Here is a 26315-nt window from a genome sequence, read left to right as displayed (position 1 = left end):
AGGCAACCGTGCTGTCCGACCAGTCCCGTCCCGTCATCGAGCAGACCATCGGCGTCGTCGCCGAGCGCATCCCGTTCATCACCCCCGAGTTCTACCGGTCCATGTTCGAGGCGCGCCCCGATCTGCTGGACGGCATGTTCAGCCGCTCCAACCAGAGGAACGGGACCCAGGCGCAGGCCCTCGCCGGCTCCATCGCGATGTTCGCCTCCTGGCTGCTGACCCACCCCGAGGGCTACCCGGACGAGCTGCTCTCCCGCGTGGCGCACAAGCACGCGTCCCTGGGCGTGCTGCCCCAGCACTACCCGATCGTCCACGAGCACCTCTTCGGCGCGATCGCCCGGGACCTCGGCGACGCCGCGACGCCCGAGGTCGTGGCCGCCTGGGACGAGGTGTACTGGCTGATGGCCGACGCCCTGATCAAGATCGAGGAGGGCCTCTACGCGGGCCAGGCGAACAGCGTGGTCTTCGCCCCGTTCCGGGTCGCGGCCAAGGAGCAGACCGGGACCACCACCACGGCGATCACCCTCGAGCCCGCCGACGGCACCCCGATGACCCCCGCAGTGGCCGGCCAGTACGTGACCGTCGAGGTGCGGATGCCCGACGGCGTGGACCAGCCGCGGCAGTTCACGCTGGTGCCCGGGCCCGAGGGGACCCGCCGGATCGCCGTGCGACTCGACGAGCGCGGCGAGGTCACCCCGGTGCTCTGCCACGACGTGCAGGTGGGCGACGTCCTGCGGGTCTCCAACCCCTACGGGGACGTGGTGCTCCCGGAGGGGGAGGGGCCGCTCGTGCTGGCCTCCGCCGGCATCGGCGTGACCCCCATGCTGGCGTTCCTGGACCGGCTCGTCCGCCAGGAGTCGCAGCGGCAGGTCCTCGTCCTGCACGCCGACCGCTCGGCGGAGGACTGGGCGCTGCGCGAGCTGCACGAGATGCTGGTCGCCGAGCTGCCCCACGCCCGCCTGGAGACCTGGATGGAGACCCCGGGGGACGGCGACCACGACGGGTTCATGGACCTCGGCGCCGTGCGGATCCCGGCCGACGCCCAGGTGGTGCTGTGCGGCCCGCTGCCCTTCATGCAGGCCGTCCGCTCCGCCGTGATCGCCCAGGGCGTCCCGGGGCGCAGCGTGGCCTACGAGATCCTGGGCCCGGACCAGTGGATGCTCCACGACGAGGCGCGCGAGACCGCCGCGGTCTGAGCGCCCGCAGCGCACGGGGCCCCGCCGGACGGCTCGTCCGGCGGGGCCCCGTTGCGTGCCGGGGTCTCAGACGCGCACGATGTCCAGCACCCGGTCCCGGACCCGCTCCATCGTCGCCGGGTCCTTCGCCTCGACGTTGAGGCGCAGGAACGGCTCGGTGTTGGAGGGGCGCAGGTTGAACCACCAGCCCTCGTCCGGGCAGCTGAGCGTGGTGCCGTCCAGCTCCTCCACGCTCACGTCCCGGCCGGCCAGGGCGTCGACGACCCGCCGGACGGCACCGGCCTTGTCCTCCACCGTGGAGTTGATCTCACCGGAGGCCGCGTACGGGTCGTACTGGTGCATCAGCTCGCTCAGCGGCCCGTCCTGCTCGCCCAGCGCGGCCAGGAGGTGCATCGCGGCGAGCATCCCGGTGTCCGCGTTAAAGAAGTCCTTGAAGTAGTAGTGCGCGGAGTGCTCGCCCCCGAACACGGCGCCCTCCTCGGCCATGACGGCCTTGATGAACGAGTGGCCCACCCGGGTCCGCACGGGGCGGCCGCCGCGGGCGGTGACCAGCTCGGGCACGGCGCGGGACGTGATGAGGTTGTGGATGATCACCGGGTTCTCCACGCCCTCCGCCCGGGCGCGCTCGATCTCCCGCTCGGCCACGAGCGCGGTGACGGCCGAGGGCGAGACGGCCCCGCCCTGCTCGTCGACCACGAAGCAGCGGTCGGCGTCGCCGTCGAACGCGATGCCCAGGTCCGCGCCGTGCTCGCGCACGGCCCGCTGGAGGTCCACGAGGTTCTCCGGCTCGAGCGGGTTGGCGGGGTGGTTGGGGAACGTGCCGTCCAGCTCGAAGTACAGGGGCACGACCTCCAGCGGCAGCGGCTCCAGCACGGCGTCGCCCAGCACCGCGGGAGTGGTCAGCCCCGCCATCCCGTTGCCGGCGTCGACCACCACCTTGAGCGGGCGGGTCCCGGACAGGTCCACCAGGGAGCGCAGGTACTCCGCGTAGCCGGTCAGCACGTCCCGCTCGGTGACCGTGCCGGGGACGGGGGCCTCCGGGACCGCTCCGTCGTCGAGGTAGCGCTGGGCGAGGTCGCGGATGTCGTAGAGGCCCGTCTCGGAGGAGACCGGGACGGCCCCGGCCTTCGACATCTTCATGCCGTTGTACTCGGCGGGGTTGTGGCTCGCCGTGAAGGTCACCCCGGCGGCGCCGAACGTCCCGGACGCGTAGTACAGCTCGTCGGTGGAGATCAGCCCGATCTTCACGACGTCCGCGCCGCGGCGGACCGCGCCCTCGGCGAAGGCGTCCACGAACTCCGGCGAGGAGGGGCGCATGTCGCCGCCCACCAGGACCGTCAGGCCGGCGAGGCCCAGGACGTCCACGAACGCGGCGCCGGTGGCCCGGACCGTCTCCGCGGTGATGGACTCGCCCACGATGCCGCGCACGTCGTAGGCCTTGAACGAAGCTGAGAGATCGATAGTCACAAGGGGTGATCTTAGGCCACGGGCGCTCCCGGGTGCCGCGGGGCGCGGGCGGTCCTGTGATTGGATGACGAGCATGGTCGAGATCCTCCGCATGCGCAATCCCGTCCAGCACTATGCGTGGGGCTCCCGCGAGGTGCTGGCCCGCCTCCAGGGCAGACCCGTGCCGAGCCCCGAGCCCGAGGCCGAGCTGTGGGTCGGCGCGCACCCCTCCGCGCCCTCCGTCGTCGTCCGGGACGGCCGGGACGAGCCGCTGGAGGGCCTGCCGTTCCTGCTCAAGATCCTGGCCATCGACGCCCCCCTGTCCATCCAGGTGCACCCCTCGCCGGAGCAGGCCGAGGCGGGCTTCGAGCGCGAGCAGCGGGCGGGGATCCCGCTCGACGACCCGCGGCGCAACTACAAGGACCGCTCCGCCAAGCCCGAGACCGTCGTGGCCCTCACCGACGTGGAGCTGCTCACGGGGGTGCAGCCGGCGGACCGGCTGCGCGCCACCGCCGCGCGCCTGGGGCTGGACTGGCTGCGCGACGCCGCCGCCGGCGGGCACCCCGTGCTGCCGGCCGTGCTGACGCTCGACGACGCCGCCGCCGCGGCCGCCGTGGCGGCGACCGTCGACGCGGCCCGCGCCGCGGGCCCGCAGGACCCGGTGGCCTCGCTGGTCCGCTACGTGCACGACCGGCACCCGGGCGACCGCGGGCTGCTGGTCGCGGTGTGCATGCACCACGTCCGCCTCGCCCCGGGGCAGTCCCTGCACACCCCGGCCGGGCAGCTCCACGCGTACCTGTCCGGGACGGCGATCGAGGTGATGAGCTCCTCGGACAACGTCCTGCGCGCCGGGCTGACGGGCAAGCACGTGGACGTGGCCGAGCTGCTCGCCGTGCTGGCCGACGAGCAGGCGGCCCCGGAGGTCGTCGAGCCCGCCGCCGACGAGCACGGCCGCCGCGTCTACCCCCTGTGGGACGAGCGGCTGTCGCTGACCGCCCACGAGCTCGTGCCGGGACGGGCCGTGCCCGTCGGGCTGCGGGGCACCACGGTCCTGCTGAGCACCGGGGACCGGGTGCTGGTGCGGGCCGCCGGCCGGGAGTGGGAGCTGGCCGGCGGGGAGTCGCTGCTGCACCGGGGCGGCCCCGGCACCGTCGAGCTGTCCGGCGACGCCAGGGTGTTCACGGTCTCCTGCCGCTGAGCCGCCCCCGGCTCGCGGCGCCGCTCAGGGGGTGGTCAGCTCCGTGCGGACCTCGATGAGCGTGGGGCCCTCGGCCGCGAGACCCTGCCGCACCAGGTCGGCGAGCTCCGCGGCCGTGCCCGCGGCCTGCGCGGGCACCCCGTAGCCCCGCGCGAGGCTCAGGAAGTCGATGCCCGGCACGTCCAGCCCCGGCACGTCCCCCGTGCCGAGCATGCCCGCGAACCAGCGCAGCGCGCCGTAGGTGCCGTTGTTGAGGATCACGAACACGACCGGGACCCGGTACTGCGCCGCGCTCCACAGGGCGGTGATCCCGTAGTTGGCCGACCCGTCGCCGACCACCCCGATGACCGGACGGTCCGGCCGGGCCAGCTTCACGCCGACCGCCGCGGGCAGCCCGAAGCCCAGGCCGCCGGAGGCCGGCCAGAAGTAGGAGCCGGGCTCCCGCAGGTCCATGTGCCTCCAGAAGTCCCCGTTGGTGGAGGTCGACTCCACCACGTAGGCGGTGTCCGCCGGCGCCGTCTCGCGCAGCACCTCGAACACGGCGCCCGGGTGGAAGACGCCGTCCACGGGCTCGCGGGCGGGCGGCGGCACCGTCCACCCGACCGGGGCGGCCGGGCGCGCCCCGCCGTCCCGCTCGTGCAGGGCGGCCACCAGGGCCGCGGCCGTCGCGGCGAGCCCGGCCACGAACGAGGTCCCGAACGGCGCCCGGGCGGCCTCGCCCGGGTCCTCCGTGACGTGCAGCAGCTGCGTGCCCTCGGCCAGGTACCGGGCGGGCTCGTACTGGTGGTAGCGGAAGACGGGGGCGCCGAGCACCAGGACCACGTCGTTCTCCTCGAGGGCGGCGTGCACGCCCCGCTCCGAGGCGGGGAGGACCCCGCGGAACTGCGGGTGCCGGTTGGGGAAGGGGAGCCGGTAGGGGGAGGGCGCCACCCACACGTCGGCGCCGAGCAGCTCGGCGAGCTCGCGGCTGACCCCGTTCGCCGCCACGGCGTCCACCTCGGAGCCCAGCACCAGCGCGGGCCGGCGGGCTCCGGCCAGCAGACCGGCGATCTCCCGCACGTGCTCGGGGGCCGGGTGCAGGCCCTCGACCACCCGCCGGGGCAGCAGGTAGTCGTCGTTGTCGGCGGACTCCCGGTCCCAGTCGTCGTAGGGGACCGAGACGTAGGTGGGGCCGCGGGACCCGGTGCACGCCTCCCACAGGGCCTGGTCCAGCATGCGGGGGACGTCCTGCGCGGACAGCGGCTCGCCCGCCCACTTCGTCAGCGGGGAGGTCAGGTCCGGGGCCGCCACGTTGGCGAGCATGGGCTCCGCGCCGATCGTGGCGCGCACCTGCTGGCCGGCCGTGACCACGAGCGGGGTGTGCGAGCTGGCGGCGTTGGTCAGCGCGCCCATGGCGTTGCCCGTGCCGGAGGCCGAGTGCAGGTTCACGAGCGCCGGCCGGCCCGTGGCCTGCGCGTAGCCGTCGGCCATGCCCACGACCACTCCCTCGTGCAGCCCCAGGACGTACCGGATGCCGGGGGGCAGGTCCCGCAGGAAGGGCAGCTCGTTGGAGCCCGGGTTGCCGAACACGGTGTCGAGGCCCCGGGCCTGCATCCAGCGGTGGGTCCTGGCACGGATGGTGGTCACGCTGCGCTCCAATCGGGACGCGGCACCGGCGTGCCGCCTCACCGCGAGAGTAGAAGGGGGCCGGGGGCACGGCCAGTCGATGTTTTCTATCCCCTCATAGACGGCGACGATGCCAGGGCCCGGGCCGCAGCGGCGCCGACGGGTCCGGCGAGACGGACTCCCGCAGCGTGTCCACGACCAGCCGCGCGAACCACTGCTGCGCCGGGCGCTGGTGGGCGGTCTCGCGGGTGTAGGCGGCCAGCTGCAGGACCGGCATCTCGACCGGGTGCGGGAAGACCCGGATCCCGGCCGCCTCCTGGAGCGTCTCGGCGAGGAACCGTGGCAGCACCGCGAGGCAGTCGGTGCGCTCCACCACGGAGACCAGGCCCGTGAAGTGGGACAGCCGCAGGGCCGTGCTGCCCGGGGCGCCCGCCCGCTCCGCCGCGACCTCGGCGAGGTCGTGGCCCATCGACGGGGCGAGCCGGATCCGCGGCTCCTCCGCGAACTGCTCGAGCGTGAGCCGCTCCCGGACCCGCGGGTGGCCGCGGGCCGCGATCACCACGTACTCGTCGGTGCCGACGACGGTGCGGACGATGCCGGGCCCGCCGATGTACGGGGCGCAGATCGCGGCGTCCACCCGGTTGCGCAGCAGGTCCTCCGGGACGCGCTCCACGTCCAGGGGCAGCACGGTCAGCTCCACACCGGGTGCCTGCTCCCGCAGCGCCACCATGACGGACGGCAGGAACGCCAGCTCCCCGAGGTCGGTCAGCGCCAGGGTGAAGCGCTCGCGGGCGGTCTCCGGGTCGAACAGCCCGCCCGAGGAGACGGCCGCGGTCACCTGGGCGATCCCCGCCTTGACCTGCGGGAAGATGCTCCTCGCGAACGGCGTGGGGCTCAGGCCCCGGCCCTCCCGGACGAACAGCTGGTCGTTGCACTGCCGGCGCAGGTTCTTCAGAGCGTGGCTCACCGTGGGCTGGGTGAGGTGCAGCTCGGCGGCGGCCCCCGTGACGCTGCCCTGCTCGTAGACCGTGCAGAACACGCGCATCAGGTTCAGGTCCAGCTCCACGGCACCCCTCCTCGGTCAGCGACTCATAGATGTCATACATCGGTCCATCGACAACATGCACTGGTTTGTGAATGCTACGTCACTAGAGTGATCCCCATCACAACGGGCACCGGACGACACAGGGGAGGCACGATGCGGCGACCGCTCATCGGCTTGGGAGCAGCAGGATCCGTACTGGCGCTGGCCGCGTGCGGCGGCGGCGACGGCGGAGGCGGCACGGAGGCCGAGGGGGAGATGCAGGCCGTCACCGTCGGCGTCATCCCCATCGTCGACACCGCCGCCATCTGGCTGGGCGAGGAGCAGGGCTTCTTCGAGGAGGAGGGGATCGACCTCGACATCCAGACCACCAGCGGCGGCGCCGCCGCCGTGCCGGGCGTGGTCAGCGGGGACTTCGACTTCGCCTTCGGCAACACCCTGTCCGTCATGGTCGCCCAGGGCGAGGGGCTGGACCTCGAGTACGTCGCCAACGGCACCACGACCTCGGGCGACACCGAGCGGGACTTCGGCGCCGTGGTGGTGCCCGCCGACTCGGACATCCAGGGCCCCGAGGACCTGGCCGGCAAGACGGTGTCGGTGAACAACCTCAACAACATCGGCGACACGACGATCCGCCACGTCGTCGAGCAGGCCGGCGGGGACCCGCAGAGCATCGACTTCGTGGAGGTCGGCTTCCCGGACGCCCCGGCCGCGCTCGACCGCGGCCAGGTGGACGCGGCCTGGATCCTCGACCCGTTCCTCACCCAGGTCCTCGACGAGGGCGCCCGCGCGGTGTCCTACAACTTCGTGGAGTTCGACCCGGAGCTCGACATCGCCGGCTACTTCACGACCGCCCAGAAGCTCGAGGAGGACCCCGAGCTGGTGGAGAAGTTCCAGAACGCCATGAACCGCTCGCTCGAGTACGCGAACGAGAACCCGGACGCGGTCCGGGAGATCGTCGGGACCTACACGGAGATCAGCGACGAGCTGCGCGCCGAGATGGCCCTGCCGCGCTTCCGCACCGAGTTCGACCGCGAGGCGCTGCAGAAGCTGGGCGACGCCGCCGTGGAGTACGGGACCCTCGAGCAGGCCCCCGACCTCGACGCGCTGCTGCCGTAGCCGTCCGCGGACCCGGCACCCGAGGGAGGGAGCACGACATGGCACGAAAGCGCACGGGACGGGCCTGGGGGCCCGGGGTTCTCGGGGTGCTGGGGATCCTCGGGTTCCTGCTCACCTGGGAGCTGCTGCCCCTGACGGGGATCGTCGACCCCCGGTACCTGCCCCCGGCCAGCGCGGTCCTGCTGGAGCTCGGGGAGCAGCTCGGCTCGGCGGGCTTCTGGCTGGCGGTCTGGCAGACCGTCCGGGCCTGGTTCCTCGGGCTGCTGATCGCCGCGGTCGCCGCGATCGTCCTGGGGCTGGTCATCGGCAGCAGCACGTTCCTGCGCCGGGCCACCCACAGCACGATCGAGTTCCTCCGGCCCATCCCGTCGGTCGCGCTCATCCCGCTGGCCGTCCTGCTGTTCGGCGTGCAGCTCGAGTCCACCCTGCTGCTGGTCGTGTACGCGTCCTTCTGGCAGATCCTCATCCAGGTCCTCTACGGGGTCGGGGACGTGGACACCGTGGCGCAGGACACGGCCAAGAGCTACGGGCTCGGGACGCTGGCCCGCGTCCGGTACGTCACGTGGCCCACGTCCCTGCCCTACGTGATCACCGGGCTGCGGCTCGGGGCGGCCGTGGCGCTGATCCTGGCGGTCACCGCCCAGCTCGTGATCGGCACGCCGGGGCTGGGCCGGGAGATCTCCCTGGCCCAGTCCGGCGGCGCCGTCACGGCCATGTACGCGTTCATCGTCACGGCCGGGCTGCTGGGCGTGCTCATCAACCTGGGGATGCGGGCGCTCGAGCGCCGGGCGCTGGCCTGGCACTCGTCCGTCCGCGGAGAGGTGGCGGTGTGAAACTCGTCAAGACCCTGGGCTACGCGCTCGCGCTGCCCGTCCTGCTGATCCTGCTGTGGTGGGCCTACACCCTGACGACGACCAACTTCTACGTCCCGGAGCCGGGCGAGTTCGCCACGACGTTCGTGGACGTCTGGTTCGGCGACCGGTTCTTCGACGACGTGCTGCCGAGCATCGGCCGGCTCCTGGTGGGGCTGGCGCTGTCCATCCTGCTCGGCGTCGTCGCCGGTCTCGTCATCGGGTCGGTGCGCTGGCTGCGGAACCTGCTGGAACCCGTGCTCGAGTTCTTCCGGGCGATCCCGCCTCCGGTGCTGGTGCCCGTGCTGATGCTGCTCATCGGCGTCAACGACCAGATGAAGGTGGTGGTGATCGTGCTCGGGTCCGTGTGGCCCGTCCTGCTGAACACCATCGAGGGCGTGCGCTCGGTCGACTCCGTCATGAACGAGACGGCGCGCTCGTACGGGATCCACGGGTGGTCGCGGATCGTCCACCTGGTGATCCCCGCCGCCAGCCCCCAGATGATGGCCGGCATCCGGCAGGCCCTGTCGATCGGGCTGATCCTGATGGTGATCTCGGAGATGTTCGCCTCGTCCTCGGGGCTCGGCTTCACCATCGTGCAGTTCCAGCGATCGTTCGCCATTCCCGAGATGTGGAGCGGCATCGCCGTCCTGGGTCTCATCGGGGTGGTGCTGGCGTTCGTCTTCCAACGTGTTGAACGCAAGGTCCTCGCCTGGTACCGGGGCCTGAAAGAGGTGGAGAATGCAGGCTGAATCAGGAAGCTCGGCAGTGGACGGCGGCGCGACCGCACCCCGGACCGGCACGGACGCGACCGCCACCGGGGTCTCGGACGCCGGCGCCGGACGCACCGGCGGGAAGGACGTGCTGCTGTCCGTGCGCGGGCTGCAGAAGATCTACCAGAGCGACCACGGCGACGTGGAGGCGGTCCGCAACCTCACGTTCGACCTCGGCCGCGGCGAGCTGGCGTGCCTCGTGGGGCCCTCCGGCTCCGGCAAGACCACGCTGCTCAAGTGCATCTCGGGGCTCATGGCGCCGACCTCCGGCGAGGTGCTCCTGGGCGGCGAGAAGGTGACCGGTCCGCCCAAGGACATGGCCGTGGTCTTCCAGGAGTACGGGCGCAGCCTGTTCCCCTGGATGACGGTCCGCGAGAACGTGGAGCTGCCGCTGAAGAACGCCAGGCTGGCCCGGGACGAGCGGAACCGGCTCGTGGAGGAGGCGATCGCCGCCGTGGACCTGCGCGGCGCGGACAAGAAGTACCCGTGGCAGCTCTCCGGCGGCATGCAGCAGCGCGTCGCCATCGCCCGGGCGGTCGCCTACCAGCCGAAGATCCTGCTGATGGACGAGCCCTTCGCCGCGGTGGACGCCCAGACCCGCGCCGACCTCGAGGACCTCATCCGGGACGTGTGGCACCGGATGGGCGTGACCGTGCTGTTCGTGACCCACGACATCGACGAGTCCGTCTACCTCGGCGAGCGCGTCATCATCCTCTCGAGCTCGCCCACCGTGGTCCAGGAGGACCTCCCGATCGACCTGCCCGACGACCGCGACCAGCTCACCACCCGCGGCCTGCCGCGGTTCACCGAGCTGCGCGGGCACGTCTACGAGGAGATTCAGCGCGCCAAGCGGGAGGCGGGCACGAGGGCCTGAGCCGGCCCGCGGCCGCGTCCGGAGCCGGTGCGCCCACTACACTGGGCCCACCGGCTCCGGAGCGCCCGGGGCCGTTCTCCCCGGGAGGCCCGCCATGAGCACCACCCCGTCCGACGGTCTGCGCGGCACCACCGCGCCGTGCCCGCGCTGCGGCGCCACCGGGTTCGAGCTGGTCTACGTGCAGATCATGCCCGACGACTGGGACCTGGCGCGCGACGTCGAGCTGGCGTCCCCGTCGATGATGCTGCCCGACGGGCGCGCCCCCGAGTTCTCCTGCCAGAACGGGCAGTGCCGCCACCTCTGGTGAGCCCGGGCAGGCCCCGTCGGTGGTCGCCGGCGGGGCCCGCCCGGCGCGGGGGCGTCCCGGATCAGTTGGCGAAGACGTCCAGCATCCGGCCGTTGTCCGTCCACAGGGCGACGGACTCGCCGCCGTTGTTGAGCACGGCGGAGGTGCCGCCGTTGTAGTGGGCGTCCTCCGTGCCGGTGCCCGGTCCGGTGTGCACGCGCAGCCGCCCGCCCGGGGCCAGCTCGTAGCCCTCGCCCACGGTGAGGACGTTGTTCGCGGCGTCGCGCAGCACGTACCCGCTGACGTCCACGGCGGTCCGGCCCGTGTTGGTGAGCACCACGTGCTCGCCGGTCCCGGGCCGGAGGTCGTCGCCGGGGACGTCGTTGACGGAGTCCTCGATCCGGATCCCGTTGTTCGCGGGGAAGGGGTCGCGCCCGTCCAGGTGGCGGGCCGTCTGGAGGGGGAAGTCGCCGGTGATCATGTCGACGCCGAGGTCCACCACGTGCTGGACCGCTTCCGGGGAGTTGACGGTGTAGACGCCCAGGGCCAGGCCGGCGGCGTCGACGCGCGCGACGTCGCCGGCGTCGAGGGTGCGGTAGTTCGTGCCCACGGAGTCCACGACACCGGCCCACCGCTCGATCGTGGCGGCGTCCGGGACGCTGCCGGTGAGCTGCTGCAGGGGCACGTCGGGGGCCAGCCCGGCGAAGGTCCGGTTGGACGCCTCGTCGAAGCCGATGACGGTGACCTTGTCCGCCGCGAGCAGCTTCGCCCAGTCCCGGTCCTCGGCCAGGGCGTCGGCCACGACCTGCTCGATGCCGGGGGAGTTCTGCGGGGACTTGATCTCGATGTAGACGCCGGTGTTGACGGTGGCGATCCGCGCGGCGTCGTCGAGGTGGGGGATCCGCTCCCCGGCGAACTGCGCGTCGAAGGAGGAGCCGGCGTCGAGCTGCTGCAGCTCGTCCCACGTGAAGGACGTGATCGGGTCGTCCTCGCGGCCGGGGAAGACCTCCTCGACGTCCGTGGTGCGCGCGGGGGTGCTGTCGTGGAACAGGAACGGCACGCCGTCGGCGCTGAGCTGGACGTCGATCTCCAGGTAGTCGACGCCGGCGGCGCGGGCGTCCTTGAACGCGGGGACCGTGTTCTCGGGGGCGGTGCCGGCGGCGCCGCGGTGCCCGACGACGATCGGGTCCTCGGTGCCGGACGGGGCGGCGGCGGCCGGCAGCGCCGAGCCGAGCACGGCCACGGCGGACAGGGCCGCGGCGGCGCCGCGCAGGGTGCGGGGGGAACGGGTGGTCATGACGGTGCTCCTCGTGCCTGGGGGGACAGTGCCCCTCCACCGAAGCGGAGCGCGGAGACGAACCGGTCAACGCGACGTGACGAGCAGGTGATCTCCTGGCGTCCCGGAGGCGGCCGGTACTGTGGGCGCCATGGACAACAGCACGATCGTGAACATCCTCCTGGTCCTGCTGTTCGTGGCCGTCGGGGGCGTCTTCGCGGGCACCGAGATGGCGATCGTGAGCCTGCGGGAGAGCCAGGTCAAGCGGATCGAGCGCTCGGGCCGCAAGGGCGCCCGGACCGCCGCCCTCGTCCGGGACCCCAACCTCTTCCTCTCGGCGGTGCAGATCGGCGTGACGGTGGCGGGGTTCTTCTCCTCGGCCTACGGCGCCTCGACGCTCGCCCCGGACGTGGCCCCCGTCTTCGAGCGGGCCGGTCTGTCCACCGCGGCCGCGGAGACCTCCGCGCTGATCGGCATGACCCTGGTGATCGCGTACCTCTCCCTCGTCCTCGGGGAGCTCGTGCCCAAGCGCCTGGCCATGCAGCGCTCCGTGGGCTTCACGAAGATCCTGGCCCCTCCGCTGAGCGTCTTCGCCACGCTCATGCGCCCCGTCATCTGGCTGCTGTCCGTGTCCACGAACCTCGTGGTCCGGCTGGTGGGCGGGGACCCGCACGCCGTCACCGAGGAGGTCTCGGCGGAGGAGATCCGGGAGATGGTCGTGGACACCCGGGGCATCGGGGCCGTCTCGCGCTCGATCCTCACGGACGTCTTCGAGGCGGGCGAGCGCCGCCTCGCCGAGGTCATGCGCCCGCGCCCCGACGTCCACTTCCTGGACGGCACCCTGCCCGTCACGGAGGCCTACCGCACGGCCCTGGCCCTGCCGCACTCCCGCTACCCCGTGCTCGGCACGAGCGTGGACGACGTCCTGGGCTTCGTGCACATCCGCGACCTCGTGGTCGCGGACCAGGACGGCGACGGGGTCATCGAGGCCCCTCCGCGGACCCTGCGGGACGTGGTGCGGCCCATCCCCTTCCTGCCGGAGACCAACCACGTGCTGCGCACCCTGCAGGCCATGCGCAAGGACGGGCACCACATCGCGCTGGTGGTCGACGAGTACGGCGGGACGGCGGGCATCGTGACCCTCGAGGACCTCGTGGAGGAGCTCGTGGGCGAGATCTACGACGAGTTCGACGCCGGGGTCCGGGAGCACGAGGACACGGTGCTGCGCGAGGGCGGGGCCGTGCTCGTGGACGGCGGGCTGATCATCCAGGAGGTCCCGGTGGAGGCGGGGCTCGTCATCCCCGAGGGCCACTACGAGACGGTCGGCGGGTTCGTGATGGACCGGCTGGGGCGGGTGGCGCGCCCGGCGGACGTCGTCGACGTGGACGGCTACCGGCTCGAGGTCCTGGCCGTGGACCGCAGCCGGGTGGAGCGGGTGCGGATCACCCGGCTGCGGCGGGACGCGGCGGAGGACGGCCGGTCCGGGGCCTGATCCGTCCCGGCGGGGCCCGTCCCGCCGGCGGTGACCTCGTGGCGCGGGAGCCGGGTCAGTGGCCCCGGAAGGCCTCGGCCAGCCACCACGCCCCGCCGTCGGAGGCGATCTTGGCGTCGATCACCAAGGGCCGGTCCCGGGGCCCGTCGAGCCAGGTGCGCACGGCGGCCAGGTCCTCGGCGGAGCGCACGACCACGCCGTCGGCGCCGAAGCCCCGGCCGATCGCGGCGATGTCGGCGTCCGGGAAGACCACCGTGTCCAGGGGCGCGTCCCCGTCACCGGCGAAGTGGTGCACCTCCGCGCCGTACGCGGCGTCGTCGTAGACCACGCACACCAGCGGCAGGCCCAGCCGGACGGCGGTCTCGAGCTCGGCGATCCCCATGAGGAAACCGCCGTCCCCCGTGCCGAGCACCGGCAGCCGGTGCGGCTGCGCCAGCGCGGCGCCGATGGCCGTGGCCAGGCCCAGGCCCACGGACTGGAAGGCCTGGGTGAAGCAGAACCCGCGCTCGTCCGGCACGGAGAGGTACTGGCTGGGGTAGCCCATGAAGTTGCCGCTGTCGACGGCCACGACCCGCTCGGCCGGCAGCATCGCGTCCAGCTCGCGGGACAGCACCCGCGGGTCGATCCGCTCCGCCGTGGAAAGGTCCTCGAACGCGACGTCCCGCCACCGGGCCTCCCGGGCGATCCGCGCGGCCAGCTCGGGCGTGCGCCAGGACGACGACGCCGGGGCGGCGGCTCCCGGCCCGGCGGCGCCCTCTCCTGCGGTGCCGCCCGTCCGCAGGACGTCGTGCTCCAGCGCGGCGAGGACGTCCCGGGCGGTGAGCGCGCAGTCGCCCACGACCCCGAGGTCCAGCGGCCGGTCCACCGGCCGGTGCGCGCCCAGGGCGGACTCCTCGAGGTCCACCTGCACCACCGCGGCCTCGGGGCCCAGGAGGCGCCCGTGCCGGGTGGTCCACATGGTCAGGGCGCAGCCCCACGCCACCACGAGGTCGGCCGCCCCGATCAGCTCCGCGGTCGCCGGGGAGGAGAAGCCCCCGGAGATGCCGAGGTCGAAGTCCTCGCCGGCGAACAGGCCCTTGGCCACCGCCGACGTCGCCAGCAGCGCCCCCGAGCGCTCGGCGAGGGCGGTCAGCTCGGCGCGGGCCCCCCGGGCGCCGCGTCCCGCCACGAACACCGGCCGGCGCGCGGCGGCCAGCATCCCCGCCAGGCGTTCGGCGGTGTCCTCGTCCGGGCGTACGCGCGGCGCGGGCGGGAGCGCGGGCACCACGGCGCCCTCGGGGGCGGGGGACGCCTGGACGTCGAGCGGGACGCTGAGCACCACGGTGCGGCGGTCGTTGCGGGCTCGCCGGACGGCCCGGGCGACGTCGGCCGCGGCGCTCGCGGGGGAGTGCACCCGCTCGGCCACCGCCCCCACCGCCCGGGCGAGGGCGTCCTGGTCGATCCGGAAGTTGGAGTGCACGGCCGCGGCCTGGGTGTCGGCGGTGAGCACGATCAGCGGGGTGCGGGACTTCGCGGCCTCGCCGATGCCGGTGGTCGCGTTGGTCAGCCCGCAGCCCTGGTGCGTGGTGACCACGGCGACGCGCCCGCTGGTGCGGGCCCAGGCGTCGGCCATGGTCGCGGCGCCGTTCTCGTGCCGGGCGGCCGTGAAGGGCACGCCCGCCGCGATGAGCGCGTTGGTGAGGTGGAAGTTCCCGCTGCCCACCACGCCGAACGCGTGCCCCACGCCCAGCTCCGCGAGCGCACGGCCCACGAGCTGGGCGACCGTGCCGGTCACGCCCCGGCCCGCTCGACGAGGGCGAGCACCCGGGCGGGGCTGCCCGTGCCGCCCACGACCGGCAGGGGCGCGACCACGAGCTGCGCCCCGAGGACCGGCAGCCGGTCGAGGCGGCGCAGGGAGGTCAGCCCGTACTTGTCGTGGCCCAGCAGGTGGTGGTGGGCGGGGAAGGGCGGGTCGAAGCCGCCGGCGATGCCCGCGTCGATGCCGACGGTCTCCACGCCGAAACCGCTCACGTGCGGGTGGGCGGCGAGCCACTCGGCGGCGGCCACCGACGGCCCCGGGGCGTGCAGGCCGTCCGCGTCGGCGTTGAGGAAGCGCTCGGGGTCGTCCGCGCGGGCGGACCAGCCGGTGCGCAGGAGCACCCAGCAGTTCTCGGGGAAGCGCCCGTGCTCGGCCTCCCACCGCTCGAGGTGCTCGGGCTCCAGCAGGGCGTCCGCGTCCGCCTCCGCCTCGGCGGTGAGGTCCAGGACGGCGGCCGGCCCGACGAGCCGCGCCGGTTCGATCCGGTCCACCGACCTCCCGTCCCGGCCGGTGATCCAGTGCACGGGCGCGTCCAGGTGCGTGCCGGCGTGCTCGCCCAGGGTCAGGTCGTTCCACGCCCAGCCGGGCCCGGCCTCGTCGTAGGCGCTCACCGGGGTCATGGACAGGCCCACCGTGTTGGCGAACGGTTCCGGCAGCCGCAGGATCGGGGTGTCCCGGTCCAGGGGGGTGGTCAGGTCCACGATCTCCACGGTCCCGGCGGCCAGCGCCGCCCCCAGTTCGCCCAGCACGCTCATGACGTCACCCTCCGCAGTTCGTGGGCCCCGTCGGCGGGGCCGTGGCACTTGCCTCGCCGCCCATTGTGCCCCGGCGCGGGCCCGGCGTCCCCGCGGTGGGAATCACTTCCACACTGTGGCATCCGTGTTCACACAGTGAGTGCAGAGCGGGTCCTGCACGTCCTCCCGGTGTACTGTGATGGGCGTCCCAACGGCTCGCGATGCCCTCCGCGCCACCGGCACCGGTGCCGCGCCGAGAGCGGTCTGCGCGGCCGCGTCCTGACCGCACCCCGCAAGGAGCCCACCATGAGCACCACCTCCGAGTCCTACCTCGTGGGCCTGATCGGCGACGGGATCACCCGCAGCCTCACCCCGCCGATGCACGAGACCGAGGCGCGGAACCACGGGCTGCACTACCTGTACCGTCCGGTGGACCTCGAGGTGATCGGCCGCCCGGGCGAGGACGTGGGGGAGCTGCTGCGGGCCGGGCGGGACCTCGGGTTCAACGCCTTCAACATCACGCACCCGTGCAAGCAGCTGGTCCTGGACCACCTCGACGAGGTCGCCCCGGAGGCGGCCGCGCTGAGGGCCGTCAACACGGTGGTGATCCGCGACGGCCGGTTCGTCGGCCACAACACCGACGTGTCCGGCTTCGCCGCGGGGTTCCGGGCCGTGCTCCCCGGCGCGGCCAAGGACCGCGTGGTCCAGGTCGGCACCGGCGGCGCCGGCTCCGCCGTGGCCTCCGCGCTGCTGAGCGCCGGCGTGCAGACCCTGCACCTGTTCGACGTGGACCCCGCCCGGGCGGGCGAGCGGGCCGCCGCCATGGCCGAGCTCTTCCCCGGGCAGCAGGTCGCGGCCGCCACCGCCGAGACGCTGCCGGAGCTGGTGCGCGCGGCCGACGGGCTGGTCAACGCCACCCCGGTGGGCATGCACCACCACCCCGGCACCCCCGTGGACCCCGGCCTGCTGGAGGCCCGGCAGTGGGTGGCCGACGTGGTCTACCTGCCGGTGGAGACCGAGCTCGTCGCCGCGGCCCGGGCCCGGGGGTGCCAGGTGCTCGACGGCGGCCACATGGCGGTCGGCCAGGCGGTGGACGCGTTCCGGCTCATCACCGGCGTGGAGCCCGACCGGGCCCGGATGCGCGCCCACTTCCTCGATCTCATCGCGGCCCAGCGGGGCTGAGCCCGGGCTCCCGTCCCGGCCGCCGCGGGCCGGCGCCCCCGGGCTCCGGCCCGGGTGACGGGCTCACTGCTGCTCGTGCCGCGGGACGGCGGCGAGGTGCTCGGGCCGCACGGCCACGGCGTACTGCTGGTGGTCGGGGTGGCTGTGCAGCCACTTCTTGATGTAGGGGCACACCGGGACGACCGTCAGCCCGGCCCCGGCGGTGTCGTCCAGGGCTTCCCGGGCCAGTCTCGAGGCCAGGCCCTGCCCGCTGTAGGCGTCGTCCACGGTGGTGTGGTAGAAGATCCGCTGCGGCCCGCCGGGGCCCTCGAAGGGCACCCAGTGGGCCGAGCCGATGACGGTCTCCCCGTCGAGGAGCTCGTAGCGCTGCCGGCCGGGGTTGTTCCGCACCGTGACGGCGGAGGTGTCCATGGTGGTCTCCTGGGGGACGGGCTCAGCCGCGGGGCCGCAGCTGGACGGTGGGCAGCGGTGGGGCCGGCAGCGGGGCGGGCTGCTCCGCCGGGTAGGGGCCGAAGCGCGGGTACGGCGCCCCGTCCTCGTAGCTGCCGGAGGCCGGCGCGGGGGCCGGTTCGGCGTCGATCTCCGCCTGCCAGGCGGCGCGGTGGGCGACGACCTCCTCGTGGCTGCGGCCGACGAAGTTCCACCACATCACGATCTGCTCGCCCAGCGGCTCGCCGCCGATGAGCAGCAGCCGGACCGGGCTCAGGCCGGCCTCCAGCACCACGGGACCCTGCCCGACCGGGAGGCAGGCGAGGTGGTCCACCGGCACGGGGGCGCCGTTGAGCGCCAGGTCGCCGGTGTCGAGCAGCACGCCGTGCTCGAGGGCCGGGTCCAGCTCCAGCTCCAGCCGGGCGCCGGGCCGCAGGGTGGCCTCTGCGGCCAGCAGCGGCGGGGTGAAGGTGTCCACCGGGGAGGTGCTGCCGGCCAGGGAGCCGAGGAAGACGCGCAGCTCCGTGCCCTCCCCGACCACCGGCTCGGGGGCGTGGTGCTCGAAGGTGGGTGCCATTTGGCGGGTCGCCTCCGGCAGGGCGTACCAGAGCTGGACCCCGTGCAGCAGCGTGGTGCCGGGGGTGGAGAACTCCTGGTGGGAGATCCCCCGTCCGGCGACCATCAGGTTGACCTCGCCGGGCCGGACGATCGCGTCGTAGCCGGCCGAGTCCCGGTGGGCGATCCCGCCGGTGAACAGCAGGCTCACGGTGGCCAGGCCGGTGTGCGGGTGCCGTGCCACCCGCATGCCCCCGGACTCCGAGACCAGGTCGGGGCCGTAGTGGTCGACGAAGCACCACGCCCCGATGAGGCTGCGCTGCCGCTGGGGCAGGGTGCGGCGCACGGTCATCGCGCGGGGCCCGCCCAGGGGCACCTCGCGCGGGGCCAGCAGCTGCGCGCCGGCCCCGACGGCCTCGGAGCACAGCAGCTCCTGCGGGTCCACGTCCAGGTTGGTCACGCCGTGCCCCCCGCGACGGTCGACGGGGTGCGCGGGGCGTCCGGTGCCGGCTCGTCCGCGGCCCGTTCTCCCGGGGGATGTCCCTCCGGCGCGGCCGCACGGGGGCGGACCCGGTGGCGGGAGAGGACGGAGACCCGGTTGAAGGCGTTGATCGCCACCGCCGTCCACTGCAGCGCCGAGTACTGCTCGTCGGTCAGCTCCGCCCGGGCCACCGCCAGCTCCGCCAGCCGGGTCTCCTCGTCGGGCAGCAGGGCCACGGACTCCCCGATGGCCAGCGCGGCCCGCTCCAGGTCGTCGAAGAGCTCCGTCTCGCGCCAGGCGGGGAGCACCGCCAGCTTCTGCGCGCTCACCCCGGCCTCCACGGCGTAGCCGGTGTGCAGGTCGAGGCAGTAGGCACACCCGTTGAGCTGGGAGACCCTGATGTTGAGCAGCTCCACGAGCGCCCGGGACAGCCCGGCGTCCTCGGCCGCGGCGGCGACCTTGCGCGCCAGGCCGTTGAGCGCCCGCCAGCTGCCCGGATCCGCCTTGTCGAGGTAGAAGTGGTCGCCGGCGCTCATGGGGTCTCCTCGGGGTCGTCGCGGCGCCGCCGGGCGGCACCGCCGTGCGTCCAGCGAATACCCCCCGGCGGTGCCCCGTCAAGGGCGGCGCCGCGGGGCCCTGTCGGCCGGCCCGCGGACATTGGGGCACGAAAAAATGTGCTATCCATCGTCCCTCGTGAGGCGCATCCTGGAAGAGCTTGTTCAGGCCGGGGCAGCAGGCTCCGGCCCGGAGATCCTCCCGGAGGAGAAGTCATGGCCACCACCGAGTTCGTTCCCGTCTCCGACTGCACCGTGGGGCAGTGCTCGTTCAACCACGACCACGAGTGCACGGCCCACGCGATCACCGTGACCGGGTCCTCCGGCCACGCGCACTGCGGCACGTTCATCTCGCTGGGCCCCGACGGCGGCCTGCCCACCGTCCACGCCGAGGTCGGTGCCTGCCAGCGCGGCGAGTGCGTGCACAACGAGCACCTGATGTGCACGGCCCACGACGTGAAGATCGGCGCCGGCGCCGACGAGGCCGACTGCCTGACCTACCAGGCCGCCTGAGGACCGTCGGCAGCCCCGGCCCCTGGCACCTGACCGGGGCCGGGGTTTCTGTCTGTCCCGGGGGCGGACGTGCCAGCGCGCCCGGGCCGCGGGACAATGGAGGGGCCCGCGCAGCAGCTCGGGGCGACGAGAGGACGGTGCGCCATGGACGAGGAGATCCGGCTCAGCGGGGCCGACCACCCGCACGTGCAGATCCCCCGGCTCGGGGAGCTCGACGCGGTCTGGGCCCGCCGGATCGTGCTGGCCGTCGTGGCGAGCCTGGTGGTCGGGCTGCTGGGCGGCATCGCGGCCGCGCTCCTCCTGGGCGAGAGGGGGCTGCTCAGCCCGGTGCAGTGGGGACTCGTGGTGGGCGGGGCGGCCCTGCTGGTCAGCGGCATCATCCTCTCGCTCACCCGGGCGGACGACGCGCCCCGCAACGACCTCATGGACGCCCGCGCCCGGGCGAGCAAGGGGCTGCGGACCTCGGTGCGCCGCGGCGCCGTCCCGCGGGACCCGGTCCTGCGGGAGATGCAGGACTACATGGCGGTGGAGATGGTGCAGTACGCCTGGCCGATCCTGCTGACCGTCCCGGGCATGGCGCTGGTGGTGTGGGCGCTCTTCGTGCCCGTCCCGGCCGTGCTGGTGGCGCTGCTGCTCGTGCTGGTGTGGGCCGCCGTCCGGGTCAACGGGACCGTGGTGGGCCGGCGCTACTACCAGCTGCGGGGCCTGCTCTGAGCGCTCGGCCCGGCGGCGCCGGTGCCGCGGGGCGTCAGCGCGGCGGGAGGCGGACGAGCTCCACGTCGGTGAGCCGCCCGCCGTCGGCGACCGCCGTCAGATAGGTGCAGTGCGGCTGGCGCCGCCGGTCCGTGGGGGAGCCGGGGTTGAGCAGCCGCAGGCCCGCCGGGGTGGTGCTGTCCCACGGGATGTGGCTGTGGCCGAAGACCAGGACGTCGAGGCCGGGGAACGCCCGGTCCATCCGGGCCTCCCGCCCGGCGGCGGCACCGGTCTCGTGGACCATCCCGAAGCGCACGCCCCCGAGCGTCTCGCGGGCCACCTCGGGCAGCCGTTCGCGCAGCTCCGGGCCGTCGTTGTTCCCCCAGACCCCCACGAGGCGGGCGGCCCGCTCCTCGAGCCGGTCGAGGGTCGCGAGGTCGATCCAGTCGCCCGCGTGCAGCACCACCTCGGCGTCGTCGACGGCCCGCCACACCGCGGCGGGCAGGTCGCGGGCGCGCTTGGGGACGTGCGTGTCGGCGAGCAGGAGGAGTCGGACCATGACGATCAGCCTCGCACAGGGACCGGTCGTCCGTCGCGGCGGATCCGGTCCAGGCCCTTCGAGCCCAGCCAGACGACGCCGAAGAACACGATCACGGCCATGCCGAGGAAGTTGAGGTCGATCGCCGCGACGAGGGCGAGCGCGCCGCCGGTCGGCTGCAGGAGCTCGGCGAGCACGGACAGCAGACTCGTCCCGCCGATCACGAAGGCGATGACGACGGAGACGGTGGTCACCGTGACGTTGTAGTTCAGCCGGCGGCGGGCGTCCACCGAGGCCCAGCCGTAGACCCGGTTCATCAGGATGCCGTCGGCGCTGTCGAACATCGTCATGCCCGCGGTGAAGAGCACGGGCAGCACGAGCACCGCGTACCAGGGCAGCTCGGGGGCGAGCCCGCCGGCCATGACGAACAGCCCGATGGAGGCCGCCGTGTCGAGGCCGAGGCCGAAGAGGAAGCCGACGGGGTACATCCTGGCCGGGCGGTCCACCATGCGGGTCACGGGGTGCAGCACGCGGTGCAGCACGCCCCGGTCGGCGAGGTGGGCGTCCAGCTCGGCGGCGTCCAGGGCGCCGGTGCGCGCCGTGCGGCGGGCCCGGCGAAGCCGGAGCAGCACGGCGAGGTTGAGCACCCCGGCGGTGACGAGGAACAGCCCGGAGACGGTGCCGCCCCAGATCCCCGCGGCCTGCCGCAGCCCGGAGCCCTCGTCCGCGAGACCGCCGGCGAAGGCCTCCAGGCCGAGGGCCAGCAGCAGCACGGAGACGAGGACCACCGAGGAGTGGCCCAGGGCGAACCAGAAGCCGGTGGCCGCGGACGCCCGGCCCCGCGCCATCAGCGAGCGCGTCGCGTTGTCGATCGCGGCGATGTGGTCGGCGTCGAAGGCGTGCCGGACGCCCAGGGCGTAGGCGCTGAGGGCGAGTCCCACGAACAGTCCCGTTCCCCCCTGGGGGGTGTCGGTGCCCAGGGCGAGGGCGAGCAGCGCGCCCCAGCCCGCGACGTGCAGGAGGACGACCGCGGCGCCGATGACGGTGACGCTGCGCCGTCCGGCGACGGACGGGGGGACGGTGCGGGAGGTGCTCACGGCGGGCCTTTCGCTGGGCTGGGGCGGGCTTCGGGGAGGGGCCGCGGGGGCCGGGGGCGCGCACCGGCCCCCGCGGCGGCGTCAGTTCTCGAGCGGCACGCCGGCCTCCTCGGCCTCGGCGAACAGGGCGTCGATGTGCACCGGGTCCTTGCCCGCGCGCTCGAGCAGTGACGCAGCCACGCCCGAGCGGTAGCCGGAGCCGCAGTGCACCCACAGCCGGCCCGCGGGCACCTCGTCCATTTGGGGCAGCAGCTCGTGCAGCGGGATGTTGACCGCGCCCGGGAGGTGCGACTGCTCGTACTCGTCCACCCGGCGGACGTCCAGGACGGTCTCGTCCTCGGGTCGCCCCTCGAGCATGCCCTTCCAGTCGACGCGCGGGTAGGAGGAGCGGGCCGCCCCGGGGGCGAGCTTCTCCGGGTCCTCGCCCAGCGCCGCGTCGGGGGAGTCGATGCCGATCCGCGACAGGTCCCGGATCGCGTTCTCGACGTCCGCACGCGACCCCACGAGGGTCAGCTGCCGGTCGTAGGGGAAGATCCAGCCCAGGAACGCGGTGAAGCTGGAGCCGTCGCCGTACTCGAAGCTGATCGTGCCCTTCAGGTGCTCGGCGGAGTAGGCCACCCGGTGGCGCAGGTCCACCACCCACTCCCCGGCCTCCAGGCGGGACCGCAGCTCCTCGGGGTCCAGGGAGTCGGGCACGGACAGGTCCGGCTCGGTGGGGCCGGCGGCGTTGGCCGGGCCCATGTGCACGTAGTAGTTCGGGTACGCCGTGAGGTTGCTGATGAGCTCGGCGACGAAGTGCTCCTCGTCCGGATCGGTGTAGACGTGGTTCGTCCTGATCTGCTCGCCGAGGGTGGACTCGTCCGCGCCGGTGGCGGGGCCGGAGGAGCAGAAGGAGCCGAACCCGTGGGTCGGGTACAGGGCGGCCTTCTCCTGCGCCTCGGCCGCGAGGCGGCGGGCGGAGGCGTACTGGTCGTGGGTCAGGCCCACCATGTGCTCGCGGCCCAGCAGGTCGGTGCGGCCCACGGAGCCGTAGAGGACGCTGCCGCCGGAGAACACGGCCTGCTCCTCGCCGTGCTCCACCACGAAGGACAGGTGGTGGTGGGTGTGGCCGGGGGTGGCCACGGCCTTGACGGTGAGCTCGCCGACCCGGACGGTCTCCCCGTCGGCGATCGGGGTGCGCTCGAAGGAGACGTCGTCGGCGGCGTTGACGAGGTAGGCCGCGCCGTGCTTCCGGGCGTAGAGGCAGCCGCCGGTCAGGTAGTCGTTGTGGATGTGCGTCTCGGCCACGTGGGTGACCTTCACCCCGGCCTGCTCCACGGCGGCCTCGAGGCGGTCGATGTCGCGCTGGGCATCGATGACCAGCGCCACCTGCCCGTCGTGCACGAGGTAGCTGCGGTCCCCGAGCTGGGGGGTGTCGATGAGGGTGACGTCCATGGTGCGTTCCTCCTTGGTGGTGCCCCGCGGCGCGCCGTGGGGCGTGGTGACGGTATCGGCGGGTTGTTACGGGAGTGTTCCAGGGGCGGGGCCACGGCGGAAGCGACGTGCCGGGGACCCGCGCCGCGGCTCAGGCCTGCTGCCCGGCCTCCTGCCCGGCCCGCTGCCGGGCGAGCTCGGCGTGGACCTCGGCCATGTCGAGGCCCTTGACCGCGGTGATGACCTGCTCGAGCCCGGTCGCGGGCAGGGCGCCGGGCTGGGAGAACACGAGCACGCCCTCGCGGAAGGCCATCAGGGTGGGGATGGAGCTGATGCCGGCGGCGGCGGAGAGCCGCTGCTCGGCCTCGGTGTCGACCTTGGCGAAGACGACGTCCGGGTGCTTGGCGGAGGCGGCCTCGTAGGTCGGGGCGAACATGCGGCAGGGGCCGCACCAGCTCGCCCAGAAGTCCACGAGGACGATGTCGTTGGACTCGATGGTGGGGGCGAAGTCGGCTTCGGTGACGTCGATGGTGGCCATGGGGACCTCCTTGGTCGGGGTTCTCGGTCGGTGATCTCGGAATCGGTCGTAGCGGACGGTGTGCGGAAACGGTGGGAAGAAGAGGGCGAGGGTCAGGCCGTGAGGGGCGTGCGCAGCGGGCACCTCGGGACCGCGAACCAGCAGACCGTGGCGGCCAGGGCCGCGACAGCGGCAGTGATCCCGACGGCGATCCCGGCCGCGCCGGGCAGCTCCTGGACCAGGACGAAGACGCCCATGACCAGGACGAAGATGCCGAAGCCCTTGCGCAGTGCGGCCTCGGGGATGCGCCCGGCCAGCCGCGCCCCGGCGAACGAGCCGGCGACCGCGGCGACGGTCACCGCACCCACCAGGGCCCAGTCCAGGGAGACCGTGGTGAGGTAGCCGGCGAGCCCGGCGAAGGACTTCATCGCGATGACCACCAGGGAGGTGCCCACGGCCACGGGCATGGACAGCCCGCCCAGCAGGGCCAGGGCCGGGACGACGAGGAACCCGCCGCCGGCCCCCACCAGGCCGGTGACCAGGCCCACGACCAGGCCCTCGGCGACGACCTTGCCGACGGGCAGCTCACCGTCGTGGGGTGTCGCGGTGCTGTTCTTGCGGCCGCGGATCATGGCCAGGGAGGTCGCGACCATCATCAGGGCGAAGGCGACCATCAGCACGGTGCCGGGGATGTAGCCGCCGGCCAGGCCGCCCAGGAAGGCCCCGGCCATGCCGGCCGCGCCGAAGACGAGCCCGGTGCGCCACTTCACGCGCCGGTTGCGGGCGTGGTTGACGGCGCTGACGGCCGACGTCACCCCGACGACGAACAGGGAGGCCGCGATGGCCTCCTTGGGGTCCAGCCCGGCGACGTAGGTGAGGATCGGGACGGTGAGGATGGATCCGCCGCCGCCGAGCAGACCGAGCGAGAGCCCGATCAGCACCGACAGCAGGAGGGTCAGTACGAGGGTGACGGTCATGGTGCGTGTCCTTTGCTTCCCGCCGGCCGGGGCGGGTGGTCAGGCCGTGGAGGGGTGCCGGGCGCTCCGCCCGGCGTTCGTTCCGAGTATGGCAAATACCCCAGGGGGTATTCAACTACCCCCGGGGGTATCGAGGCCGGGCGCCGGTATCGCCCAGCGAGAACCCGGCCGTCCCGCACTTCCCTTTCCGGGCCCCGCGTGCCAACAGTGGAGTCCTGAGCAGGAGCGCGGACCGAGAAGGAGTGCAAGCATGAGCTACACCAACGCCGTCGTCGTCCCGCTGCCCTACGCGGAGGCGGTCGAGCGGACGCGGGCCGCCCTGGCCGAGCAGGGCTTCGGCATCCTCACCGAGATCGACGTGCGCGCCACCTTCGAGAAGAAGCTCGGCGCCGAGGCCGCCGAGGGCGTGGGCGACTACGTCATCCTCGGCGCCTGCAACCCCGGGCTCGCCAGCAAGGCCCTGGCCGCGGAGCCCCAGCTCGGCGCGCTCCTGCCCTGCAACGTGGTGGTGCGCCGCGGCGCGGACGCCGGCTCCTCCACGGTCGAGGCCATCGACCCGCAGACCATGGTCCAGCTCAGCGGCAGCCCCGCCGTGCAGGAGGTCGCCGACGACGCCGGCGTCCGGCTGCGGGCGGCGCTCGACGTCCTCGGCGGACTCCGGTCGCAGTAGCGGCCGCGGCGACCCGGCACGGTTCCGCCGGACCGGCGGCTCCACCGGAGCCGCAGGTCCACCGAACGGACAGATCCACCCCATCCACAGATCCACCGCACCCAGGAGGCAGTCCATGACCACCGACATCACCGGCAAGAAGATCGCGTTCATCGCCACGAACGGCGTCGAGGAGCCCGAGCTCACCGAGCCGTGGAAGGCCGTCCAGGAGGCCGGCGGCACCCCCGTGCTCCTGTCCCCGGAGCAGGGCACCATCACGGCGATGCAGGGGGACTGGGACCGCGCCGGCAGCTACGACGTCGACGGCACCCTCGCCGCGGCGAAGGCCGATGACTTCGACGCGCTGGTCCTGCCCGGGGGCACCCTCAACGCGGACACCGTGCGCACGGACCAGGACGCCCTGCGCCTGGTCAAGGAGTTCGACGCCGCGGGCAAGCCGATCGCGGCCATCTGCCACGCCCCGTGGATCCTCATCGAGGCCGGGCTCGCGCAGGGCAAGCGGCTCACGTCCTACACCTCCCTGGCAACGGACCTGAAGAACGCCGGGGCGGACTGGGTGGACGAGGAGGTCGTCGTCGACGGACGCCTCGTCACCTCCCGCAACCCCGGTGACCTCGAGGCCTTCAACCGGGAGGCTCTCACGCTCTTCGCCGGTTGATCAGCGCCGCCGGGCGACCGGCCCGCCGCGGAACCGCCCGGTTCCGCGGGTACCGCGGGGGCGCTCCCGGACGGCCGTCGGAGGCGACGGCCGTCCGGGAGCGCCCCCGCGTCGGTGCCGGCCCCGCGGCTCAGGCCACGAGGTCCCGGCGGCGGAACCCGGCGGCGGCCGCGGCCAGGAGGGCGAGCGCCAGCGCGGCGAGACCCAGCAGCGGAGCGGCTTCCCAGTCCTCGGAGGGCACGAGCGGCGTCAGCTGCACGGGGGAGAGGTTCATCGCCGCCTCCGGCAGGTCGAGCAGCAGGCCGAACCACGAGACGAAGACCACGTACGCGACCACGGCCCAGCTCA

General features: G+C 73.8%; 27 protein-coding genes and 1 pseudogene. 13 read left to right on the top strand and 15 right to left on the bottom strand.

The window, feature by feature from the left end:
- Nucleotides 1-8: 8 nt before the first annotated feature.
- Nucleotides 9-1196: a globin domain-containing protein gene (locus tag CK505_RS12420; RefSeq protein ID WP_095651260.1), complete on the top strand. Its 1188-nt coding sequence runs from the start codon at nt 9-11 to the stop codon at nt 1194-1196.
- Between the two features lie 66 nt (nt 1197-1262).
- Here CK505_RS12420 and CK505_RS12415 read toward each other — a convergent pair whose 3' ends face one another.
- The gene (locus tag CK505_RS12415; RefSeq protein WP_035927725.1) at nt 1263-2663 is read right to left on the bottom strand and encodes a phosphomannomutase/phosphoglucomutase; all 1401 of its coding nucleotides are present in this window, start codon (nt 2661-2663) and stop codon (nt 1263-1265) included.
- Nucleotides 2664-2736: 73 nt separating this feature from the next.
- Between CK505_RS12415 and manA the strand changes: the two genes are divergently transcribed.
- Nucleotides 2737-3840: a mannose-6-phosphate isomerase, class I gene (manA, locus tag CK505_RS12410; RefSeq protein ID WP_017833930.1), complete on the top strand. Its 1104-nt coding sequence runs from the start codon at nt 2737-2739 to the stop codon at nt 3838-3840.
- 24 nt (nt 3841-3864) lie between these two features.
- Here the strand turns inward: manA and mdlC are convergent, their stop codons facing one another.
- Together mdlC and CK505_RS12400 are read right to left on the bottom strand one after the other, a co-directional pair.
- Nucleotides 3865-5466, bottom strand: a complete 1602-nt coding sequence (gene mdlC, locus CK505_RS12405; protein WP_031283236.1) for a benzoylformate decarboxylase — start codon at nt 5464-5466, stop codon at nt 3865-3867.
- A 94-nt stretch (nt 5467-5560) separates the two neighbouring features.
- Nucleotides 5561-6511 carry a LysR family transcriptional regulator gene (locus CK505_RS12400; RefSeq protein WP_017833932.1) on the bottom strand — a complete coding sequence of 317 codons (951 nt, stop codon included), beginning with the start codon at nt 6509-6511 and terminating at the stop codon, nt 5561-5563.
- Nucleotides 6512-6643: 132 nt separating this feature from the next.
- Between CK505_RS12400 and CK505_RS12395 the strand changes: the two genes are divergently transcribed.
- The 5 genes from CK505_RS12395 (at nt 6644) to CK505_RS12375 (ending at nt 10411) form a co-directional block, all read left to right on the top strand.
- Entirely contained in the window at nt 6644-7606 is a 963-nt protein-coding gene (locus CK505_RS12395; protein ID WP_035927715.1) for an ABC transporter substrate-binding protein, read from the top strand.
- A gap of 38 nt (nt 7607-7644) precedes the next feature.
- On the top strand, nt 7645-8439 hold the full coding sequence (locus CK505_RS12390; RefSeq protein ID WP_051063790.1) for an ABC transporter permease: 795 nt from the start codon (nt 7645-7647) through the stop codon (nt 8437-8439).
- Complete coding sequence (locus CK505_RS12385; RefSeq protein ID WP_095651259.1) at nt 8436-9209, top strand: ABC transporter permease; 774 nt, start codon at nt 8436-8438, stop codon at nt 9207-9209. The genes CK505_RS12390 and CK505_RS12385 overlap by 4 nt, the downstream gene beginning before the upstream one ends.
- Nucleotides 9199-10104, top strand: coding sequence for an ABC transporter ATP-binding protein (locus tag CK505_RS12380; protein WP_249033728.1), 906 nt, complete (start codon nt 9199-9201; stop codon nt 10102-10104). The genes CK505_RS12385 and CK505_RS12380 overlap by 11 nt, the downstream gene beginning before the upstream one ends.
- A 94-nt stretch (nt 10105-10198) precedes the next feature.
- A complete protein-coding gene (locus tag CK505_RS12375) occupies nt 10199-10411 on the top strand; it encodes a hypothetical protein (protein ID WP_017833937.1) in 213 nt (70 codons plus the stop codon).
- A 61-nt stretch (nt 10412-10472) separates the two neighbouring features.
- Here the strand turns inward: CK505_RS12375 and CK505_RS12370 are convergent, their stop codons facing one another.
- Nucleotides 10473-11687, bottom strand: a complete 1215-nt coding sequence (locus tag CK505_RS12370; protein ID WP_095651258.1) for a glycerophosphodiester phosphodiesterase family protein — start codon at nt 11685-11687, stop codon at nt 10473-10475.
- A 130-nt stretch (nt 11688-11817) separates the two neighbouring features.
- Here CK505_RS12370 and CK505_RS12365 point away from each other — a divergent pair, with 130 nt between their 5' ends.
- Nucleotides 11818-13158 (top strand): hemolysin family protein, encoded by a 1341-nt coding sequence (locus CK505_RS12365; RefSeq protein ID WP_031283023.1) that lies wholly within the window; start codon nt 11818-11820, stop codon nt 13156-13158.
- A 55-nt stretch (nt 13159-13213) separates the two neighbouring features.
- Here the strand turns inward: CK505_RS12365 and CK505_RS12360 are convergent, their stop codons facing one another.
- On the bottom strand, nt 13214-14932 hold the full coding sequence (locus tag CK505_RS12360) for a thiamine pyrophosphate-binding protein (protein WP_095651256.1): 1719 nt from the start codon (nt 14930-14932) through the stop codon (nt 13214-13216).
- Nucleotides 14929-15711, bottom strand: coding sequence for a cyclase family protein (locus CK505_RS12355; protein ID WP_095651255.1), 783 nt, complete (start codon nt 15709-15711; stop codon nt 14929-14931). The genes CK505_RS12360 and CK505_RS12355 overlap by 4 nt, the downstream gene beginning before the upstream one ends.
- Nucleotides 15712-15996: 285 nt before the next feature.
- Here CK505_RS12355 and CK505_RS12350 point away from each other — a divergent pair, with 285 nt between their 5' ends.
- Nucleotides 15997-16872: a shikimate dehydrogenase gene (locus tag CK505_RS12350; protein WP_017833453.1), complete on the top strand. Its 876-nt coding sequence runs from the start codon at nt 15997-15999 to the stop codon at nt 16870-16872.
- 63 nt (nt 16873-16935) lie between these two features.
- Here the strand turns inward: CK505_RS12350 and CK505_RS12345 are convergent, their stop codons facing one another.
- From CK505_RS12345 to CK505_RS12335, 3 genes are read right to left on the bottom strand one after another with little or no spacing between them, the layout of a single operon-like run.
- Entirely contained in the window at nt 16936-17283 is a 348-nt protein-coding gene (locus CK505_RS12345) for a GNAT family N-acetyltransferase (protein ID WP_095651254.1), read from the bottom strand.
- 22 nt (nt 17284-17305) lie between these two features.
- Nucleotides 17306-18316, bottom strand: a complete 1011-nt coding sequence (locus CK505_RS12340) for a pirin family protein (protein ID WP_095651253.1) — start codon at nt 18314-18316, stop codon at nt 17306-17308.
- Nucleotides 18313-18873: a carboxymuconolactone decarboxylase family protein gene (locus CK505_RS12335; RefSeq protein WP_017833456.1), complete on the bottom strand. Its 561-nt coding sequence runs from the start codon at nt 18871-18873 to the stop codon at nt 18313-18315. The genes CK505_RS12340 and CK505_RS12335 overlap by 4 nt, the downstream gene beginning before the upstream one ends.
- 234 nt (nt 18874-19107) lie before the next feature.
- On the opposite strand from CK505_RS12335, the gene CK505_RS12330 reads away from it, so the two are divergent.
- Nucleotides 19108-19404, top strand: a complete 297-nt coding sequence (locus tag CK505_RS12330) for a DUF1540 domain-containing protein (protein WP_017833457.1) — start codon at nt 19108-19110, stop codon at nt 19402-19404.
- A 144-nt stretch (nt 19405-19548) separates the two neighbouring features.
- Nucleotides 19549-20118, top strand: a complete 570-nt coding sequence (locus CK505_RS12325) for a hypothetical protein (RefSeq protein WP_017833458.1) — start codon at nt 19549-19551, stop codon at nt 20116-20118.
- Between the two features lie 34 nt (nt 20119-20152).
- Here the strand turns inward: CK505_RS12325 and CK505_RS12320 are convergent, their stop codons facing one another.
- From CK505_RS12320 to CK505_RS12300, 5 genes are all read right to left on the bottom strand, one after another.
- Nucleotides 20153-20656: a metallophosphoesterase gene (locus CK505_RS12320; RefSeq protein ID WP_017833459.1), complete on the bottom strand. Its 504-nt coding sequence runs from the start codon at nt 20654-20656 to the stop codon at nt 20153-20155.
- Between the two features lie 5 nt (nt 20657-20661).
- Nucleotides 20662-21732, bottom strand: coding sequence for a HoxN/HupN/NixA family nickel/cobalt transporter (locus CK505_RS12315; protein WP_095651252.1), 1071 nt, complete (start codon nt 21730-21732; stop codon nt 20662-20664).
- Between the two features lie 81 nt (nt 21733-21813).
- Nucleotides 21814-23166 carry a rhodanese-like domain-containing protein gene (locus tag CK505_RS12310; RefSeq protein WP_017833461.1) on the bottom strand — a complete coding sequence of 451 codons (1353 nt, stop codon included), beginning with the start codon at nt 23164-23166 and terminating at the stop codon, nt 21814-21816.
- Nucleotides 23167-23296: 130 nt separating this feature from the next.
- Entirely contained in the window at nt 23297-23683 is a 387-nt protein-coding gene (gene trxA / locus CK505_RS12305; RefSeq protein WP_095651251.1) for a thioredoxin, read from the bottom strand.
- 92 nt (nt 23684-23775) lie between these two features.
- Nucleotides 23776-24639, bottom strand: a complete 864-nt coding sequence (locus tag CK505_RS12300) for a sulfite exporter TauE/SafE family protein (RefSeq protein ID WP_095651250.1) — start codon at nt 24637-24639, stop codon at nt 23776-23778.
- 250 nt (nt 24640-24889) lie between these two features.
- Here CK505_RS12300 and CK505_RS12295 point away from each other — a divergent pair, with 250 nt between their 5' ends.
- Both CK505_RS12295 and CK505_RS12290 read left to right on the top strand, forming a co-directional pair.
- Nucleotides 24890-25309 (top strand): DUF302 domain-containing protein, encoded by a 420-nt coding sequence (locus CK505_RS12295; RefSeq protein ID WP_095651249.1) that lies wholly within the window; start codon nt 24890-24892, stop codon nt 25307-25309.
- Between the two features lie 115 nt (nt 25310-25424).
- On the top strand, nt 25425-25967 hold the full coding sequence (locus CK505_RS12290) for a type 1 glutamine amidotransferase domain-containing protein (RefSeq protein WP_035930518.1): 543 nt from the start codon (nt 25425-25427) through the stop codon (nt 25965-25967).
- 130 nt (nt 25968-26097) lie between these two features.
- On the opposite strand, the pseudogene CK505_RS12285 reads toward CK505_RS12290, so the two are convergent.
- Nucleotides 26098-26315, bottom strand: a pseudogene (locus CK505_RS12285) (polyketide antibiotic transporter); the annotation flags it as partial.

Source organism: Kocuria sp. WN036, from assembly GCF_002287015.1.
In the GTDB taxonomy this organism is placed as follows: domain Bacteria; phylum Actinomycetota; class Actinomycetes; order Actinomycetales; family Micrococcaceae; genus Kocuria; species Kocuria rosea.
This window is presented reverse-complemented; position numbering and strand designations above follow the sequence as displayed.